This is a genomic window from Neoroseomonas marina (genome assembly GCF_012927745.1).
Classification (GTDB): Bacteria; Pseudomonadota; Alphaproteobacteria; order Acetobacterales; family Acetobacteraceae; genus Neoroseomonas; species Neoroseomonas marina.
Genome location: NZ_JABBKX010000004.1, coordinates 35,796 through 54,429, shown reverse-complemented (window position 1 = coordinate 54,429; position 18,634 = coordinate 35,796). Strand labels below are relative to the sequence as shown.

The window sequence follows — 18,634 nt, the reverse complement described above, 5'->3', positions numbered from 1 at the left end:
GGCTCTCGTGAAAGGATCAGCGCACGTCGGCGGCGATGCGCGCGGTGCGGATGCGGTCAGGGTTGGTCACGGTGCCGCTGCCGGGCGCACCGCGCTTGATCTTGTCCACGGCGTCCATGCCGGACACGACGCGGCCCCAGATGGTGTACTGGCCGTCGAGGCTCGGCGCCGGGGCGAACATGATGAAGAACTGGCTGTTCGCGCTGTTCGGGTTCTGCGTGCGCGCCGCACCGACCGTGCCGCGGATGAAGCGCGCGCGGGACGGCGGGCTGAATTCCGCCTGCAGGTCCGGCAGGCGCGACCCGCCCGTGCCGGTGCCCGTCGGGTCGCCGCCCTGGGCCATGAAGCCCTCGATCACGCGATGGAAGGGCGTGCCGTCGTAGAAGCCCTGGCGGACCAGGGTCTTGATCCGCTCGACATGCCGCGGCGCGAGGTCGGGCAGCAACTGGATCGTCACCCGTCCGCCGGGCAGTTCCAGGATCAGCGTGTTCTCGGGGTCGAGCGCCGGCTGCTGGGCGAAGGCCGGCGTGGCCGCGGCCGCCGCGGCGGCACCGAGGAGGGTCCTGCGAAGCATCATCTTGGCTCCTTCAGCCTTGGGTCGCGCGGATCTTGGCGAGCGTCGCGTCGAGCGTCGCCTTCGGCACGAAGCCCGAGATGTCCCCGCCCAGCCGCGCGATTTCCTTCACGAGGCGGGAGGCGATGAACTGATTGGTCTCCGAGGCCATCAGGAAGACGGTCTCGATCTCCTGATCCAGGCGCCGGTTCATGCCCACCATCTGGAACTCGTAGTCGAAGTCCGCAACCGCCCGCAGCCCGCGGATCACCATCCGCGCGCCGACCTCGCGCGCGTACTGCACCAGCAGTCCCTGGAAGGGGCGCACCTCGATGACGACGCCGTTGCGGGCGGCGATCGACGCCACCTCCGTCTTCACCAGGGCCACGCGCTCCTCGAGATCGAAGAGCGGCCCCTTGCCGATATTGATCGCGACGCCGACGACCAGCTTGTCCACCAGCCGCGCGGCGCGGCCGATGATGTCGAGGTGCCCGTTGGTCACCGGGTCGAAGGTGCCCGGATACAGGGCGATTCGTTCAGTCATCGATGTTCTCGGCCGTTTCCTCGTCCTCACCCTCGTCGGAGACGGGGAAGCACGAAATCACCCGCTCCCCTTCCGACAGGCGCATGAGCGTGACACCCATCCCCTGGCGGCCGGTGATCCGCACGTCATCCGCCTGGATGCGGATGAGCTGACCGCCGTCGGTGACGAGCATCAGATGGTCGCCCTGGCGCACCGGGAAGGTCGCGACGACCTCGCGGCCCGTGCGCTTCGACAGCGTGATGCCGTTGATGCCCTGCCCGCCGCGCCCGGTCACCCGGTACTCGTGCGCGGAGGTGCGCTTGCCGAAACCGCCATCGGTCACGGCGAGGATGAGTTCCTCCGCCTCGGCGAGTTCGTCGAAACGCTCCTGGCTGAGCGCGATGTCGGCGACGGCCTCCTCGCCCTCCTCGGCCGGCGTCGCCTCCGCCTCCTCGTCGCCGGCGCGGCGCCTGGCTGCGGCGGCCTTCAGGTAGGCCGCGCGTTCGTCCGGCGTGGCGTCGATGTGGCGCAGGACGGACAGCGCGATCACGCTGTCGCCCTCCTGGAGGCGGATGCCGCGCACGCCGGTCGAATCGCGCCCAGCAAACAGGCGCAGCGTGTCGGGCTCGGCCTGGAAGCGGATCGCCTTGCCGCCGCGCGTGGCGAGCAGCACGTCGTCGCCCTCCCGGCAGGTCGCGACGCCGACCAGGCTGTCGCCCTCGTCGAGCTTCATGGCGATGAGGCCCGAGGACCGCACGTTCTTGAAGTCCGACAACCGGTTGCGGCGGACATTGCCCTGCACCGTCGCGAAGACCAGATGCAGCCCGTCCCACAGGTCCTCGTCGAGCGGCAGCGGCAGCACGGCCGTGACGCTCTCCCCTTCCTGCAGCGCGAGCACCTGGCGCAGCGACCGCCCGCGCCCCGTCGCGCCACCTTCCGGCAACTGCCAGACCTTCTCGCGGAAGGCCATGCCGCGGCTGGTGAAGAACAGCACGAACTGGTGGGTGTGCGCGACGAAGGAGCGGATGACGACGTCGTCCTCCCGCGTCCCAGCGCCGGTGCGTCCCTTCCCGCCGCGCCCCTGGGCGCGGAAGGTGTCGAGCGGCGTGCGCTTGACGTACCCGTCGCGCGTCAGCGTCACCACCATGGTGCCGGGCTCGATCAGGCTCTCGTCATCCACGTCGGCGAGGCCGTCGACGATCTGCGTCATGCGCGGCGATGCGATCTTGGCGCGCACCGCGAGCAGCTCGGCCGACATCACCTCCATGCGGCGGATGCGCGAGCCCAGGATGTCGAGCAGGTCGCGGATCTTCTCGCCGACCTCGCCGAGTTCGGCGGTGATCTTCTCGCGCTCGAGGCCCGTGAGACGCTGCAGGCGCAGGTCGAGGATGCCGCGGGCCTGTTCCTCTGTCAGCCGCACGGTGCCGGCGGGCGTGATGACGTTGCGGTAGTCGTCGACCAGTTCCAGCAGCGCGCCCACGTCGCCCGCCGGCCAGTCGCGTTCCATCAGCGCGACGCGCGCCGTCGCCGCGTCGGCGCTGGCGCGGATGACGCGGATGACCTCGTCGATGTTGGCGACCGCGATGGCGAGGCCGATCAGCAGGTGGCCGCGTTCCCGCGCCTTCGCCAGCCGATGGCGGGACCGCCGCAGGATGACCTCCTCGCGGAAGCCGATGAACGCCATCAGCGCGTCCTTCAGCCCCATCTGCTGCGGACGGCCGTTGTGCAGGGCGAGGAAGTTCACCGCGAAGGAGGTCTGCAGCTGCGTCATGCGATACAGCTGGTTCAGCACCACCTCGGCCGTCGCATCGCGCTTCAGCTCGATGACGATGCGCATGCCCGAGCGGTCGGATTCGTCGCGCAGGTCCGAGATGCCCTCGATCGCCTTGGCGCGCACCAGTTCGGCGATCTTCTCGAGCAGGCTCGACTTGTTGACCTGGTAGGGGATCTCCGTGACGGCGATGGCCTGGCGGCCGCCGCGGATCTCCTCGATGTCGGCGCGCGCACGCAGCGGGATCGACCCACGGCCGGTTTCGAAGGCCGCGCGGATGCCGGAGCGTCCGAGGATCAGGCCCCCGGTCGGGAAGTCGGGCCCCGGGATGATCTTCATCAGATCTTCGAGCGTCAGCGCGTTGTTCCCGATCAGCGCCAGCGTCGCGTCGATCACCTCGGTCGGATTGTGCGTCGGGATGTTGGTCGCCATGCCGACGGCGATGCCGCCCGCGCCGTTGACCAGCAGGTTCGGGAAGGCGGCTGGCAGGACGCGCGGTTCCTCGGCGCTTTCGTCGTAGTTCGGCTGGAAGTCGACGGTATCCTCGTCGATGCCTTCCAGCAGCGCCATGGCGGACGGCGCGAGCCGCGCCTCGGTGTAGCGCATCGCCGCCGGCGGATCGCCGTCGACCGACCCGAAGTTCCCCTGCCCGTCGATCAGCGGCACGCGCATCGAGAATGGCTGCGCCATGCGCACCATGGCGTCGTAGATCGCGGCGTCGCCATGCGGGTGGTACTTACCCATCACGTCGCCGGTCACGCGGGCCGACTTGCGGTACGGCTTGTCCGGCGTGAATCCGCTCTCGTACATCGAGAACAGGATGCGGCGATGCACGGGCTTGAGGCCGTCGCGCGCATCGGGCAGCGCGCGCGCGACGATCACGCTCATCGCGTAGTCGAGGTAGGAGCGGCGCATCTCCTCCTCGAGCGCGACGGGCGTCGTGTCCGAGGGGGTCTCGCCGGGGGTGTTCGGGTCGCTCACGCGGTCAGGCTCGGTCCGGTCAGAGTGGCGGCGCGGCGCAGTCGCGCGCGGGGTTCGGGCGCCATAGGCACCGCGCGGCGGCCTGCGTCAACCGCCGCGCGGCAAAGGGATCAGAAGGGGATCTCGTCGTCGAGGTCGGTCTTCTTGGAGTCCCAGCCGCCGCTGCGGCCCCCGCCGCTGGAACGACCGCCCCCGCCGCCCTCATAGCCACCGCGCCCGCCCCCGGACGGCCGGTCGGCATAGCTGCCGCCACCACCCCCGCCCGAGCGCTCGGCATAGCCGCCGCCCTCCTCCGCGCCGGTTCCGCCGCCGCGGCCGCCGACGAGCTGGAGCTCGCCGCGAAACTGCCGCAGCACGATCTCGGTCGTGTAGCGCTCCTGGCCGTCCTGGGCCTGCCACTTGCGGGTCTCGATCTGACCCTCGATGTAGACCTCGCTTCCCTTGCGCAGGTACTTCTCGGCCACCTCGCCCAGGCGCTCATTGAAGATGGCAACGGAGTGCCACTCCGTTCTCTCCTGTTGGTTGCCCTCGCGATCCTTGTATCGCTCCGAGGTTGCAATCCGCAGGTTCACGACCTTGCCGCCGTTCTGGAAGTTCCGCACTTCCGGATCGCGGCCCAGCCGCCCGAGAATGATCGCCTTGTTGACGCCTGCCATGCGCGCGGATTCCTAGGGATTCTTGAACGGGAGGTTCTAGCCAATCCGGCGTCCTGCGGCCAGTGCCGCGGCATGCCGGGGGTGACGACCCCTTGCCGGCGTCCGTTCATTCGGCGCCGCAGCGTCCCCTTCCCATACGCCCGTCCCGAGGGCATATAGGAAGAGAACATCACCGGAACATCACCGGCCGGCCCCGCCGCGCCGCGTGCGGAGCCCCCCTGAATGACCGGCCTGATCCGTATCCGCGGCGCGCGCCAGCACAATCTCAAGGACGTCGACCTCGACATTCCCCGCGACACGCTGACGGTCGTGACGGGCCTGTCCGGATCCGGGAAATCCTCCCTCGCCTTCGACACGATCTATGCCGAGGGCCAGCGTCGCTACGTCGAGTCGCTGAGCGCCTATGCACGGCAGTTCCTGCAACTGATGCAGAAGCCGGACGTCGATTCGATCGAGGGCCTCTCGCCCGCCATTTCGATCGAGCAGAAGACGACCAGCCACAACCCGCGTTCGACCGTCGGTACGGTCACCGAGATCAACGACTACATGCGCCTTCTCTGGGCGCGGGCCGGCGTGCCGTACTCGCCTGCCACCGGCCTGCCGATCGAGGCGCAGACCGTCTCGCAGATGGTCGACCGCGTGATGGCGATGCCGGAGGGGACGCGGCTGCTGCTGCTCGCGCCGGTGGTGCGGGGGAAGAAGGGCGAATACCGCAAGGAGCTCGCCGAATGGCAGCGCCGTGGTTTCGAACGCGTGAAGGTCAACGGCACGCTGTACCAGATCGGCGAAGCGCCGAAGCTCGATAAGAAGCTGAAGCACGACATCGAGATCGTGGTGGACCGCGTCGTGGTGCGGGACGGCGTTGCGCAGCGCCTGGCGGATTCCTTCGAAACGGCGCTCGGCCTCGCCGACGGCATCGCCTATGCCGACAACGCCGACACCAACGAACGCACGGTGTTCAGCGCGAAGTTCGCCTGCCCGGTCAGCGGCTTCACCATCGAGGAGATCGAGCCGCGGCTCTTCTCCTTCAACTCCCCGCACGGCGCCTGCCCGGCCTGCGACGGGCTCGGCACGGAATCCTTCTTCGACCCGCAACTGGTGGTGCCGCAGGACGACGTTTCGCTGAAGGACGGGGCGATCATGCCCTGGACCGGCGCGCAGTCGCCCTACTACACGCAGACGCTCGAAAGCCTGGCGAAGCACTTCAAGTTCGCCATGACGACGCCCTGGCAGGACATCCCGGACGCCACGCGCCGGCAGATCCTGCATGGCACCGGGAACGATGTCGTCACCCTGCGCTACAAGGACGGGCTGCGCGCCTATGAGGTGCAGAAGCCTTTCGAGGGCGTGATTCCGAACCTCGAGCGGCGGTTCAAGGAAACCGACAATCCCTGGGTGCGCGAGGATCTCGCGCGTTATCAGGCGGAGAAGCCCTGCGCGGCCTGCGGTGGCTACCGGCTCAAGCCTCAGGCGCTGTCCGTGAAGGTGGCGGGAAAGCACATCGGCGAGGTCAGCGATCTCTCGATCAAACGGTCCCGCGACTGGTTCGCGACGGTGATGGAGACGCTGACGCCGCAGCGGCAGGAGATCGCGCGTCGCATCCTGCGGGAGATCGAGGAACGGCTGCAGTTCCTCGTCGATGTCGGCCTCGACTACCTCTCGCTCGGCCGGTCCTCGGCGACGCTCTCAGGCGGTGAATCGCAGCGCATCCGGCTCGCCTCGCAGATCGGCTCCGGCCTGACGGGCGTACTCTATGTGCTGGACGAGCCCTCGATCGGCCTCCACCAGCGCGACAACGAACGCCTGCTGACGACGCTGCGGCGCCTGCGGGACCTCGGCAACACCGTCCTCGTCGTCGAGCATGACGAGGATGCGATCCGCCAGGCTGACTACCTGGTCGATATCGGCCCCGCCGCCGGCAAGGGTGGCGGCCGCGTCATCGCCCAGGGCACGCCGGCCGAGGTGGCGGCCAATCCGGCCAGCCTGACGGGCCAGTATCTGTCGGGCATCCGCCGTATCGAGGTTCCCGCCGCGCGCCGCAAGCCCGACCGCAAGAAGCAGCTCCGCGTCGTCGGCGCGACGGGCAACAACCTCAAGGACCTCAGCGCCTCGATCCCCCTCGGCACCTTCACCTGTGTCACCGGCGTCTCGGGCGGCGGCAAGTCCACCCTGGTGGTCGAGACGCTCTACAAGGCCGCCGCGCGGCGGCTGATGGGCGCGGCCGAGGTCCCTGCCCCGCATGACCGGATCGAGGGGCTCGACCTGCTCGACAAGATCATCGACATCGACCAGTCGCCGATCGGGCGCACGCCGCGATCGAACCCGGCGACCTATACGGGCCTGTTCGCCCCGATCCGCGACTGGTTCGCCGAGATGCCGGAATCCCGCGCCCGCGGGTACAAGCCCGGCCGCTTCTCCTTCAACGTGAAGGGCGGTCGCTGCGAGGCATGCCAGGGCGACGGCCTCATCAAGATCGAGATGCACTTCCTGCCCGACGTCTACGTCACCTGCGACACCTGCAAGGGCAAGCGCTACAACCGCGAAACGCTGGAAGTGAAGTTCCGCGGCAAGTCGATCGCCGACGTGCTCGACATGACGGTGGACGAAGGCGTGGAGTTCTTCTCCGCCGTGCCCTCCATCCGCGACAAGCTGTCGGTGCTGCGCGACGTCGGGCTCGGCTACATCCATCTCGGCCAGCAGGCGACGACACTGTCGGGCGGCGAGGCGCAGCGCATCAAGCTGTCGAAGGAGCTTTCGCGCCGCGCGACGGGGCGCACGCTCTACATCCTCGACGAACCCACCACGGGCCTGCATTTCGAGGACGTGCGGAAGCTGCTCGAAGTGCTGCACGCCCTGGTCGACCAGGGCAACACCGTGCTGGTCATCGAGCACAACCTCGAGGTCATCAAGACCGCCGACTGGGTGCTCGACCTTGGCCCGGAGGGCGGCGATGGCGGCGGGCGCCTGGTGGCGGAAGGCACGCCGGAGGACATCGCCGCCGTCGCCGAGAGCCACACCGGCCGATTCCTCGCCCCGCTGCTCGAACGCGCCGTCGCGCCGGCCAGGAAGCGGAAGCGCGCTTAACGAGGCTCGAGGGCGCCGTCCTTTCCCGACCGGGCCATCCCAGCTGATCGGTCTCCGCCCTACGGCGCTGTGTTCCGCCGGAACAACGGCATCCGCACGATAGCCCGGCGCAGGTCGCGGATCGTCGTGCGGCCCGCATGGCGTTCCATCACCTCCGGCGGCACCAGCCGGCCGTCGAGCAGCATCATCCACATCGCCGCCACGTCCTCGGGCGTAGCGATCCGGTCGGGGTCGATGATCTCGGCCTCGGCCCGCGCGATCAGGTTCTCCAGGTGGTCGCGGCGATAGGCCACGCGCCCCTCCCGCGCCGCCGCGGCGATGCCGTCCACCTCGTCGGCGCTCGGCGCCTGCAGGACGAAGCGATCGCCGTCGGCCCACCGCATCCCCTCGAAGCCCAGGGCCCGGAACACGCCCGGATTGAAGTGCTCGCCATGCTCCCCGATGTAGCGCGCGAAGGAGACGTCGGTGTTCAGCCGCGCGAGGCCCAGCGACGCGCAGGCGAGCTCCGTCGCCGCATCCTCGGCGATGCCGTCCACCGCCACGTCCCAGTCACGCTGGACCTTCAGCAGCCGCAGCCGGTTGCGCCCCTGGAAGTCGACGCGCCGCGCCTCCTCCCACCAGGCCGGCAGGAAGGCCTGGATGCGCCGCCACGCCGCGCGCCGCAGCCCGAAGCCCCAGTGATGCCCGAGTTGGACGGCGCGCACCTCCGGCCCCGGGCGCGGTGCCTTGTGGTCGCCATAGGCCGCGAAATAGGCGACGCGGCCGGCGAAGGGCTCGGTCGCGGCGCGCATGGCTTCCAGCGCCGCGAGGTAGAGCGGGCCGGGCTCGAGGTCGTCCTCGAAGAAGTAGCCGATCTCCTCGCCCAGGGTCTCGAAGACGTGGCGCTGGCCGCGCAGGATGTTGTCGGCGATGCCGAGGTTGTGCTCGGCCGCGAGCACCTGGCCTTCGGGAAACAGCGTCCGGAAGACCTCGATGCAACGCTGCATCCGCAGCGGCCGGCCGTAGCGATGGCCCGTCCGCGGCGAAACCGCACCGTCCTGCAGCAGGAACACGCGCGACGGATCGGGCCGAACCTGCGCCTGCGCCAGCAGCCCGCGGCACAGCCGTTCGAGATATTCGGGCCGGTCGAAGGAGAAGATGACGATCGGCGCCCGGCACGTCCCGGGCGCGACCCCTTCGAAGATCATCTGTGCCGCCTTCCTCGCACGGGTGGCGAGCCTTCCGGCCTCACGCCCCCCGCGTCAAGGCACAGCATCACCCTGCGACGGCGCCGCGCGCGGCCAGGATACGCGCGCGCTCCTCGGGCGACAGGGTCACGAAGCGCAGCTTGTCATCGAGCGGAAAGGCCGGGCCGCCCGCAGGATCGCGCAGCGCGAGCACAAGGCCGCGCGCCTCGTCCAGGAGGAATGGCTTGTCGGATTTGCGGACGGGCCACTCCGCGGTCGCGCCGCGATCGTCCTGCACGATCCAGCTTGGCCCCTCGCCCCAGCCGCGGAAGCGCACCGGCACCGGTTCCAGCACGCGCCCCGACAGGGCCTTGATCTGACCGCGCGCGGATTGCGCGCGCCGCGCACCGATCACCAGTCCCGCCATCAGCGCCACCGCGAAGATCGCTCCCCCGATGGCGGTCGCGACGCGGTTCCACAGCCGTTCAAGCCCAAGATCCGTCGTCACGAGTTCCGGCCGCCGGGGATCGGCCATGGGCTGCGCGCTCCAGGATCCCATATGCGGCTCGACGAAGAAGTAGCTCAGCTTGCGGGTGCCGCTGCCGTCCTTCCCCCGCCAGGCGATGGTGATGTCGCAGGATTGCAGCAGGAACAGCCGCGACCGGCAGCGCCCCTCCACGATGCGTGCGCCGGGGGCCGAGCGCGCCGTCTCCCGCACCACGAAATCGTCCCGGATCTCGGGCACGACCTCGATCGCGAGAAGGGCCAGGAAGCCGCCGAACAGCACCAGCCCCCCCAGGCCCAGCAGCCAGCCGCCCAAGGCACCGCGGCCGGGTTTCAGAACGAGCGAACGGCGCGGGAAAGCGGCGAGCACGGCATTCACGACGAAGTCTCCGATCAGGTCAGGGCGAAACTGCGCCGCCTTGCGTGCCGAGGCCAGCGAAGCAGATCACAGCGTCAGGGCCGCATGGATGCCGGCCCGCTCTTCGGCTGTCAGGACGAGGCACCGCAAGGCCGGGTCGAGGGCGAGGACGACGTCGCCGCCATCCGTCGCGACGCCGAGGGCGAGGCGCGGAGAATCCCGTCCGGGGTCGAGCGAGAGGAGCGGCAACCCGCCGACCAGGCGGCGCCCGTCCGGTATCGCGGCGAGCCGCGAGCCCTCCCGGTAGAGCGGGACCGGCACCAGGGGACGGCCATCGAGGTCCTGACGCAACCATCGCGCCTCGGGACTCGGGCGCAGCCAGCCGATCGCACCCAGCGCCATGCCGCCGAGACCCATCAGCAGCCCGATCCGCGGGCCGGCCAGGGCCATGCCGCCAACCCCCAGACCGGCTCCCAGCACGAGAGCGAGCAGCGCCACGGCGGCCCCGTTGCGCCATCGCCGCGCCCGCCGCGGACGGACCCGCAGCGGACGGCCAGGGAAGGCCGCGCGCACCGCCGCCCACCGCGCGCCGAGCGCCTCGCGCTCCTGCGGCGACAGCCCGGCCAGCCGCGCCGCCGCATCCAGCACCGAAGCATCCTCGCCACCCGCCATCATCGCACCTCATGCCCCTGCGGCGGCAGGCTCGGGACGATGCGGCGCGCGGGCAATGCGCTGCTTCAGACCCGTCCGCGGAGCCCCGCGACGATGACGGCCAGGCGATCCCCGACGCCACGCCCTTGCGGCAGCGACCCGCCGCGCGCCAGCCGCGCGAGGTCGCGTCGCGCCAGCACCGCCGGCAGCGCCGCGGCAACGAGTCCCCGCGGCAGGTCCCGCCGGGCCCCGGCCAGCGCCGCCAGGCCCTCGGCCGCCATCTCGCGTCGCAGCTCCGTCACGGCCGGCGCGTCGGGCGCGGCCATCACGGCCTCGGCATTCAGGCCGGCGCGTGCGAGGCGGTCGAGCGGCAGCAGGCAACGTCCCTGGCCGGCATGGGCAGGAATGTTCCGCAGCACGCCCGCCAGTCCATAGGCGGCGCCGAGGCCACGCAGGGTCTCGGCCTCCTCCGCACTCGCCCCCAAGGCCCGTCCGGCAGCGGCCGACCAGCCGCCGGCGGTGCCACGCAGCCAGGCGACGAAGGCCTCCTCCGTGGCGAGCCCGCCCTCTTCCGCTTCGGCCTCGCGCGCATCGGCCAGCGCGATCAGCGCATCGGGATCGAGGCCGCCTTCCGCGATCACGGCGGCGAGCGGCCCCGCGACCTCATGTCGGCGCGGCGGCCGTCCTGCACGGGCTTCCTCCACCGCATCCCGCCACCATTGCAGTCGGATCATCGCCGCCAGCGGATTCGTCGCTGCCTCGCGCGCACGGGCGAGTTCGTGGTTCAGCGCGATCAGCGCGAAGATCGCCTCGCGCGCTTCCGCCGGCGCGAACAATGCGCAGAGGAAGCGGTCCGGGTCGTGCGCGCGCGCGAAGGCGCCTGTCGGGGAAAGGTTCACGGCGCCCTCTATGCGGGTCCGCGCGCGCCGACGGAAGCCCGCGCGCGGTTGACGCGCGATAAGGCGCCGCCTACCTCGACCGGGAGGCGCGGCCCGCGCTTCGACCGACGATCGGGAGAGACCCCATGGCCTTCAGCCTGCCCCCGCTGCCCTACGCCACCGGCGCCCTCGCCGCCAACGGCATGTGCCAGGAGACGCTCGAGCTCCATCACGGCAAGCACCACAACGCCTACGTCACCGCGCTGAACGGCCTGATCGAGAGCAAGGGCCTCGCCGGCAAGACGCTCGAGGCCATCTGCGTCGAGGCCGGCAAGGCCGGCGCCGACGGCCTGCCCGTGCTGAACCAGGCCGGCCAGCACTACAACCACTGCCTGTTCTGGAACGTGATGGCGCCGGGCGGCGCGCATGGCGAAAGCCTGCCGGCCGCGCTCGCCGCGAAGATCGACAGCGACCTCGGCGGCCTCGCGGCCTTCAAGGAAGCCTTCAAGACGGCCGGCGCGACGCAGTTCGGCTCGGGCTGGGCCTGGCTGGTCATCGGCTCCGACGGCAAGCTCAAGGTCACCAAGACCCCGAACGGCGCCAACCCGGTCTCGACCGGCGAGGGCAAGCCGATCCTCGGCGTCGACGTGTGGGAGCACGCCTACTACCTCGACTTCCGCAACGTCCGCCCGAACTACCTCGCGAACTTCCTCGACAAGCTCGTGAACTGGGAAGTCGTGGCCGACCTGCTCGGCAAGGGCGGCTTCACCTCCGGCCAGTCGGCCTGAGCGGAGACCACCGCCCAAACACGAAGGGCGCCGGGGGAGATCCCCGGCGCCCTTTTCGTTTGGGGACGTGCCGGCCGGTCAGCGCAGGCTGTCGGCCCGCACCACCATCGCAAAGCGGTCCGCGAGTTCGGCCAGCGCGACGCGGCTGATCTCAGCCCCCGGAATGTCGGCGCCGCCCATGGGATCCGGCAGGGCGCGACTGGCCACGGCGTCGCCCACCACGGTCACGCGGTACCCAAGGTCCAGCGCCGCGCGGGCCGTCGCACTCACGCACATGTGCGTCATGAATCCGGCCAGCACGAGCTCCGGCTTGCCGGCCTGCTTCAGCAGCGCCTGCAGGTCGGTCCCGGCGAAGGCGTTCGGCAGGCCCTTCTCCACCACCGCCTCATCCGGCCGGGGCGCGGCATCCGGGAGGAAGGCACCGCCGGCGGCATCACGGTCGAACAGCCCGCCCGCCTTACCACGGTGGGCGATGTGGATCACCGCAGCGCCTGCTGTGCGGGCACGTTCCAGCAGGCCGGCCAGCGCCGCGCGGGCCTCGGCCATGCCGTCGAGCGGAAGCCGCCCCTCGGGCCCGTATTCCCCCTGCGCGTCGATTACGACAAGGGCGGCATCGGCAAGGCGCGGCGGGTCGCGCAGTGCGCCCGCCAGGTCGAGGAGCGAGCGGGGCCGGGCCATGGCGCGATCAGGCCGGCTTGGCGTCGTTCGCCGCCTCGGGGCGGATGACGCTGCTGATCGTGCCGCGCACCAGCGTCACGCGCACGTTCGGGGCGATTTCGGCCTCGATCTCGTCCGAGCCTTCCTTGACCTTCGTAACGGTCGCGATGATGCCGCCCGAGGTCACCACGCGGTCGTTGCGCTTGAGCTGCGTCAGCATCTCGCGATGCTCCTTCATCTTCTTCTGCTGCGGGCGGATGAGCAGGAAGTAGAAGACGACGAAGATCAGCACGAGCGGCAACAGCTGCATGACGATGCCCACGCCGCCCGCGGCGGCATCCTGGGCATGGGCGGTCGAGATCCCGAAGGGGGTCCACATGGGCTTTGTTTCCGTTTCCCGGCACGTGAAGAAGAGCGCGGCAACCTAGCCGCAAGCCCCTGCGCGTCAAGCGGCCGGGGGCCGGCCCCCTTCCCGGCGGCCCCCGCAGGCCCTATTCCGCGCGGGCCATGACCGACCACGCCCTTCTGCCGACCCTGACCCGCATCGCCGAGGCGCTGGAGCGCCTCGCCCCGCCGCCCGTGGCCGCCCCGGCGCTTGCCGGTGCGGATGCCTTCGTCTGGCATCCCGGCCCCGAGGCGCGGCTGTCGCCAGTCCCCAAGGTCTCGGCCGTGCCCATCGGCCTGCTGCGGGGCGTGGAGCGGCAGAAGGACATCCTGCTCGAGAACACGATGCGCTTCGCGCGCGGCTTCACCGCCAACAACGCGATGCTGTGGGGCGCGCGCGGCACCGGCAAGTCGTCCCTCGTGAAGGCCGCCCATGCGGCGGCGAATGCCGAGATCCCGGGCAGCCTCGCGCTGATCGAGATCCACCGCGAGGACATCCGCACCCTGCCGGATCTGCTCAACGTCCTCCGCGCCCAGCCGCGCCGCTGCCTGGTGTTCTGCGACGACCTCTCCTTCGAGAAGGAGGATGCGGACTACAAGGCGCTGAAGTCGGTGCTCGACGGCGGCATCGAAGGGCGGCCCGAGAACGTGCTGTTCTACGCCACCTCAAACCGCCGGCACCTCATGTCGCGCGACATGATCGAGAACGAGCGCAGCACCGCGATCAATCCCGGCGAGGCGGTGGAGGAGAAGGTCTCGCTCTCCGATCGCTTCGGCCTCTGGATCGGCTTCCACAACGCCGACCAGGACACCTTCTTCGCCATGATCGAGGGCTATGCGGCCTATTTCGGCCTGCCGGCGACGCCCGAGCAGCTGCGCGCCGAGGCGGTCGAATGGTCCGTGACGCGCGGCGGCCGATCCGGCCGCGTCGCCTGGCAGTTCATTCTCGACCTCGCCGGGCGCCTCGGGGTGAGGATCCCGGCCTGAGCCGCCTTTCCGCGCTGCCGCGCCTCGCGGGCTTCCTCGCGGGGCATCCGCTGGTGCGGCGGGACCCGATCGGCGCCGCGGTGCGGCTGCTGCGCTGGCAGGCGGTCGCGCGGCGCGGCGGCACGCTGGAACCGGCCTGGGTGGACGGCCCCGCGGGCACCGTGCGCCTACGGCTGCGGCGTGGTCTCTCCTCGGCCACCGCGTGCTGGTATGCGGGCCTGACCGACCCCGCCGAGATGGGTTTCGTGCTCCAGGCCCTGCGGCCGGGCGACCGCATGGCCGACGTGGGGGCGAATGTCGGCGTCTATGCCGCGCTCGCTGCCGGCGCGGCCGGGGCGCGGGTGCTGGCCCTGGAACCTGCCGCCGAAACACTGCCCGACCTGCGCGCCATGCTGGCGCTGAACGGCATCGCGGATCGTGTCGAGGTCCACGCCATCGCCGCCGGCGCCGCGCCGGGCACCCTGCGCTTCACCACCGGTCGCGGCACGACGAACCGGGCTGCGGCCGATGGCGGGACGGAGGTGCCGGTCGCGACGCTCGACGCGCTCGCGGCCGGCGCGCCACCCGTGCTGCTCAAGGTCGATGTCGAGGGCGGCGAGCCGGAGGTCCTCGCCGGCGCGGCGGGACTGCTGTCCGGCGGTGCGCTGAAGGCCGCGATCCTCGAGACCGCCGGGCCGACCGACGCCGCCATCGAGGCCGCGATGCGCGCCGCCGGATTCGCGCCCTTCGCCTATGATCCGCTCCGGCGCGCGCTGGCGCCGCGCGACGGCCCGGCGCGGCCGAATACCCTTTACCTGCGCGACATCCCGTTCTGGACAGCGCGGATCGCCACGGCCCCGGCGATCCGTGTCTTCGGCCGCGCGCTGTAGGTCAGCGCGCGATCTTCTCGATCCCGCCCATCCAGGGGCGCAGCACCTCCGGCACCAGGATGCTGCCATCCTCCTGCTGGTAGGTCTCCATCACCGCGATCAGCGCACGGCCCACCGCGACGCCCGAGCCATTGAGCGTATGGAGGAAGAGATTCCCCTTCCCTTCCTTCGGCTTGTAGCGCCCGTTCATCCGCCGCGCCTGGAAGTCGCGACAGTTGGAGCAGGAGGAGATCTCGCGCCAGGCCTGCTGGCCGGGCAGCCAGACCTCGAGGTCATAGGTCCGCGCCGCGCCGAAGCCGGTATCCCCGGCGCAGAGGAAGACGCGCCGCCAGGTCAGGCCGAGCTCGGTCAGCACCCGCTCGGCGCAGCGCGTCATGCGCTCATGCTCCTCGGCGGACTGCTCCTGGGTGGTGATGGAGACCATCTCCACCTTCCAGAACTGGTGCTGGCGCAGCATGCCGCGGGTGTCGCGCCCGGCGCTGCCGGCCTCGGAGCGGAAGCAGGGCGTCAGCGCGGTCAGCCGGATCGGGAGATCCGCCTCGCCCAGGATCTCCTCCCGCGCGAAGTTGGTCAGCGGGACCTCGGCGGTCGGGATCAGCCAGCGATCGTCGGTGGTGCGGAACAGGTCCTCGCCGAACTTCGGCAACTGGCCGGTGCCGTACATCGTGGCGTCGTTGACCAGCAGCGGGACCGAGGTCTCGGAATAGGCGTGCTGCTCGGTGTGCAGCGTGATCATCCACTGGCCGAGCGCGCGTTCGAGCCGCGCGAGAGCGCCCTTCAGCACGGTGAAGCGCGCGCCCGCGAGCTTCGTCGCGGTGCCGAAATCCATCAGCCCGAGCGCCTCGCCGAGCTCGAAATGCTGCTTCGGCGCGAAGGCGAGGTTCGGGATCTCGCCATGCTGGTGCAGGATGACGTTGGAGGTTTCGTCGGCGCCGTCCGGCACTTCGGCGTCCAGCAGGTTGGGCAGGGCTTCGAGCAGCACGGTCTGCTCGCGCTCCGCCTCGGTCGCGGCGGCGTCGAGCGCGGCCATCTCGTCGCGCAGCGCCACGGCTTCGGCTTCCAGGGCGCTGGTGTCGCCGCCCTGCCGCTTCGCCATGCCGATTTCCTTGGCGATGGCGTTGCGCCGGGTCTGCTTGTCCTGCAGCGCGGATTGCGCGGCGCGGCGGGCTTCGTCGCGCGCGAGGATCGCCGCCGAGCAGGGCGCGAGCCCACGCCGCGCCAGCGCCGCGTCGAATGCCGCGGGGTCCGCCCGCACCGCCCGGATGTCATGCATGGCGATCTGCCTCTCGAAGTCCTGAACCCTGGAAGCCGGAACCTGCCCCGCGCGGGCGGGGCGCCGTCGTCACAGGGTCAACTCTCATCCGTCGGCTTCGGCGCCATCCACCGCGCCGCGAGGATCGAGACCTCGTAGAGCGCGATCAGCGGCACGGCGAGGCCGATCTGGCTGATGATGTCGGGCGGCGTCAGCACGGCGGCGACCACGAACATGATCACGACCGCGTAGCGCCGGCCCTTGCGCAGCGAATCCACGTTCAGGATGCCGACCTTGCACAGCAGGGTCAGCAGCACCGGCAGCTGGAAGGCCAGGCCGAAGGCCAGGATCATGTGCATGACGAGCGAGAGGTACTCGCTCACCTTCGGCAGCAGGTCGACCGAGGCGCCGTCCCAGCCGCCCGGCGGCGTCGCGAAGCCCGCGAGGAAGCGCCAGGCCAGCGGGAAGATGAAGTAGTAGGCGAGCGCCGCGCCCAGGAGGAACAGGAAGGGCGAGGCGACGAGGAAGGGCAGGATCGCCCGCTTCTCGGACCGGTACAGTCCCGGCGCGACGAACAGCCACAGCTGCGACGCCCACACCGGGAAGGACAGGAAGATCGCGCCGAAGAACGCCACCTTCAGGTAGGTGACGAAGGCCTCGAGCAGATGGGTGAAGATCAGGCGCGGGTTCGAATGCCCCAGCTCCCGCATCACCTTGATCAGCGGTTCGGCGAGGAAGAAGTAGATCGGCTCCGCGAAGTAGTAGCAGCCGGCGAAGGCGATGAAAAAGGCGGCGACGGACCACAGCAGCCGCTGACGCAGCTCCCTCAGGTGGTCCATCAACGGCATCGGCTTGTCGTCGATGACGTCTTCTTCGGTATTCGAGGCCACGGAGCCGTCCCTTCAGACGCTCGGGGTGGTGGTCGCCGGCGTCGCGGCCGGGACGGGGGCGGTCCCGCCCTCGGACGGCGGCACGAAGGCAGGCGCCGGCGGCGCCTCGACGACCGGGGGCGGCGGCGGGGGCGGGGCGTGCCAGCGGGCGACGTCGGGGGGCACGAAGGCCGGCGCGTTCTCGGGGACCGGCGGCGGTTCCCAGGCCGGCGGGGTGGTGCCGCCGGTCATCGGGTCCTCGAAGGCCTTGCGGACCGTGCCGTCGGAATCGACCGTCTTCTCGATCTCGCCCTTGATATCGAACTTGCGGATGTCGCTGAGGGTGTTGCGCACCTCGGCGATCTGGTTGCGCACGTCGTCGAGCTTGGCCTCGCGGACCAGCTCGTCCGCCTGCTGCTGGAACTCGGCGACCTTGCGGCGCAGGGACTGGATGCCCTTGGCCACGCCCTTGATCGCATCGGGCAGGTCCTTGGGCCCGATGACGACGAGCGCCACCACGGCAATCAGCGCGATCTCGGACCAGGCCAGGTCGAACATGTGTTCCCTTCGTCCCCGGCGCACTCCCGCACGGGGGACGCCCCGTTAGCAGGAAGCCGCCACGCCGCCAATGCGGCTGACCCTATCTAGGAAGCCTCGGGCGGAAAGACGAAGGCCCGTTCCGGATCCAGCGCGACGTTCACCTGCTCGCCGCGCGCGAGGCGCCGCCCGGGTGGCAGGCGCGCATGCAGGTGCAGCAGCCCGCCCGTCCCGTCCGGAATCGCGAGGTGCACCAGCGTCGTCGCACCCAGCAGGCGGCAGGCCTCGACTTCCGCCGGATGCCCGCCTTCGGCGCCGAGCCGCAGGCCCTCGGGCCGCACCAGCACCTCGGCCGGCGTGCCGTCGGCCATCTGGGCGGGCAGGCTGCCGATCGCGGTTTCCGCCCGTCCTTCCCGCACCCGTCCGGGCAGGCGGTTCACCTCGCCCAGGAAGGTCGCCACATAGCGGTCGACCGGATCGAAGTAGAGCGTCTCGGGCGGGCCGATCTGCAGGATCCGACCCTCCCGCATCAGGGCGATGCGGTCGCCCATGAACATCGCCTCCTCCGAATCGTGGGTCACCAACAGGGTGGCGATTCCGGAGGTCTGCAGGACATGCAGCGTATCGTCGCGCACCTGTTCGCGCAGCCGGGCGTCGAGGCTCGCGAAGGCCTCGTCCAGCAGCAGGACCGCCGGGCGCGGCGCCAGCGCGCGGGCCAGCGCCACGCGCTGCTGCTGCCCGCCGGAGAGCATGTGCGGATAGGCGCCCTGGTAGGCTTCCAGCCCCACCCGCGCGAGGGCGTCCATCACCCGCCAGCCGCGTTCCCCGCGGGGCGCGAAGCGCAGGCCGAAGGCGACGTTCTCGGCGACCGTCAGGTGGGGGAACAGCGCATAGTCCTGGAAAACGAAGCCGACGCCGCGCCGTTCCGGCGGCACGTCCCTGCCCGGCTCGGCGATGACCTGGCCGCCGAGCTCGATCTGGCCCGATTGCAGCGGCTCGAGCCCCGCGGCGAGGCGCAGCAGCGTCGTCTTGCCGCAGCCGGAGGCGCCGAGCAGGCAGACGATCTCCCCCGGTGCCACGGTGAGGTCCACGCCCCGCAGCACCGCGAGCGGGCCGTAGGCGTGGCGGATGTCCCGGAACACGAGAGTCACGTCGATTGGCCCTCA

The 18,634-nt window shown here is 70.8% G+C and carries 18 protein-coding genes; 4 read left to right on the top strand and 14 right to left on the bottom strand.

The window, feature by feature from the left end; translation table 11 throughout:
* Positions 1-16: 16 nt before the first annotated feature.
* The 4 genes from GWK16_RS13420 to ssb all read right to left on the bottom strand — a co-directional run bounded on the left by GWK16_RS13420 (position 17) and on the right by ssb (position 4,484).
* Positions 17-574: a peptidylprolyl isomerase gene (locus GWK16_RS13420; protein WP_170054748.1), complete on the bottom strand. Its 558-nt coding sequence runs from the start codon at positions 572-574 to the stop codon at positions 17-19.
* Between the two features lie 13 nt (positions 575-587).
* Positions 588-1,097, bottom strand: coding sequence for a pantetheine-phosphate adenylyltransferase (coaD, locus tag GWK16_RS13415; RefSeq protein WP_170054488.1), 510 nt, complete (start codon positions 1,095-1,097; stop codon positions 588-590).
* Entirely contained in the window at positions 1,090-3,828 is a 2,739-nt protein-coding gene (gyrA, locus tag GWK16_RS13410) for a DNA gyrase subunit A (protein WP_170054487.1), read from the bottom strand. The genes coaD and gyrA overlap by 8 nt, the downstream gene beginning before the upstream one ends.
* Positions 3,829-3,938: 110 nt before the next feature.
* A complete protein-coding gene (ssb, locus tag GWK16_RS13405) occupies positions 3,939-4,484 on the bottom strand; it encodes a single-stranded DNA-binding protein (protein ID WP_170054486.1) in 546 nt (181 codons plus the stop codon).
* 222 nt (positions 4,485-4,706) lie between these two features.
* Between ssb and uvrA the strand changes: the two genes are divergently transcribed.
* A complete protein-coding gene (uvrA, locus tag GWK16_RS13400; RefSeq protein ID WP_170054485.1) occupies positions 4,707-7,568 on the top strand; it encodes an excinuclease ABC subunit UvrA in 2,862 nt (953 codons plus the stop codon).
* 59 nt (positions 7,569-7,627) lie between these two features.
* Here the strand turns inward: uvrA and GWK16_RS13395 are convergent, their stop codons facing one another.
* From GWK16_RS13395 to GWK16_RS13380, 4 genes are all read right to left on the bottom strand, one after another.
* On the bottom strand, positions 7,628-8,755 hold the full coding sequence (locus tag GWK16_RS13395) for a hypothetical protein (protein WP_170054484.1): 1,128 nt from the start codon (positions 8,753-8,755) through the stop codon (positions 7,628-7,630).
* Between the two features lie 67 nt (positions 8,756-8,822).
* On the bottom strand, positions 8,823-9,617 hold the full coding sequence (locus tag GWK16_RS13390; RefSeq protein WP_170054483.1) for a hypothetical protein: 795 nt from the start codon (positions 9,615-9,617) through the stop codon (positions 8,823-8,825).
* Positions 9,618-9,683: 66 nt separating this feature from the next.
* Positions 9,684-10,268, bottom strand: a complete 585-nt coding sequence (locus tag GWK16_RS13385; protein WP_170054482.1) for a hypothetical protein — start codon at positions 10,266-10,268, stop codon at positions 9,684-9,686.
* Positions 10,269-10,333: 65 nt separating this feature from the next.
* Positions 10,334-11,146, bottom strand: coding sequence for a squalene/phytoene synthase family protein (locus GWK16_RS13380; RefSeq protein WP_170054481.1), 813 nt, complete (start codon positions 11,144-11,146; stop codon positions 10,334-10,336).
* A gap of 125 nt (positions 11,147-11,271) precedes the next feature.
* Between GWK16_RS13380 and GWK16_RS13375 the strand changes: the two genes are divergently transcribed.
* Positions 11,272-11,913 (top strand): superoxide dismutase, encoded by a 642-nt coding sequence (locus GWK16_RS13375; protein ID WP_170054480.1) that lies wholly within the window; start codon positions 11,272-11,274, stop codon positions 11,911-11,913.
* A 78-nt stretch (positions 11,914-11,991) separates the two neighbouring features.
* Here GWK16_RS13375 and GWK16_RS13370 read toward each other — a convergent pair whose 3' ends face one another.
* The gene (locus GWK16_RS13370; protein ID WP_170054479.1) at positions 11,992-12,591 is read right to left on the bottom strand and encodes a cysteine hydrolase family protein; all 600 of its coding nucleotides are present in this window, start codon (positions 12,589-12,591) and stop codon (positions 11,992-11,994) included.
* A 7-nt stretch (positions 12,592-12,598) separates the two neighbouring features.
* Complete coding sequence (yajC, locus tag GWK16_RS13365) at positions 12,599-12,949, bottom strand: preprotein translocase subunit YajC (RefSeq protein WP_170054478.1); 351 nt, start codon at positions 12,947-12,949, stop codon at positions 12,599-12,601.
* A gap of 128 nt (positions 12,950-13,077) precedes the next feature.
* On the opposite strand from yajC, the gene GWK16_RS13360 reads away from it, so the two are divergent.
* Positions 13,078-13,941 (top strand): ATP-binding protein, encoded by an 864-nt coding sequence (locus GWK16_RS13360; protein ID WP_170054477.1) that lies wholly within the window; start codon positions 13,078-13,080, stop codon positions 13,939-13,941.
* Between the two features lie 53 nt (positions 13,942-13,994).
* On the top strand, positions 13,995-14,810 hold the full coding sequence (locus GWK16_RS13355) for an FkbM family methyltransferase (RefSeq protein ID WP_170054476.1): 816 nt from the start codon (positions 13,995-13,997) through the stop codon (positions 14,808-14,810).
* A gap of 1 nt (position 14,811) precedes the next feature.
* Here the strand turns inward: GWK16_RS13355 and serS are convergent, their stop codons facing one another.
* The 4 genes from serS to GWK16_RS13335 all read right to left on the bottom strand — a co-directional run bounded on the left by serS (position 14,812) and on the right by GWK16_RS13335 (position 18,619).
* Complete coding sequence (serS, locus tag GWK16_RS13350) at positions 14,812-16,083, bottom strand: serine--tRNA ligase (protein ID WP_170054475.1); 1,272 nt, start codon at positions 16,081-16,083, stop codon at positions 14,812-14,814.
* Positions 16,084-16,160: 77 nt separating this feature from the next.
* On the bottom strand, positions 16,161-16,910 hold the full coding sequence (gene tatC / locus GWK16_RS13345; RefSeq protein ID WP_170054747.1) for a twin-arginine translocase subunit TatC: 750 nt from the start codon (positions 16,908-16,910) through the stop codon (positions 16,161-16,163).
* A gap of 54 nt (positions 16,911-16,964) precedes the next feature.
* Positions 16,965-17,489, bottom strand: coding sequence for a Sec-independent protein translocase protein TatB (gene tatB / locus GWK16_RS13340; RefSeq protein ID WP_170054474.1), 525 nt, complete (start codon positions 17,487-17,489; stop codon positions 16,965-16,967).
* 86 nt (positions 17,490-17,575) lie between these two features.
* Positions 17,576-18,619: an ATP-binding cassette domain-containing protein gene (locus GWK16_RS13335; protein WP_170054473.1), complete on the bottom strand. Its 1,044-nt coding sequence runs from the start codon at positions 18,617-18,619 to the stop codon at positions 17,576-17,578.
* Positions 18,620-18,634: the final 15 nt, after the last annotated feature.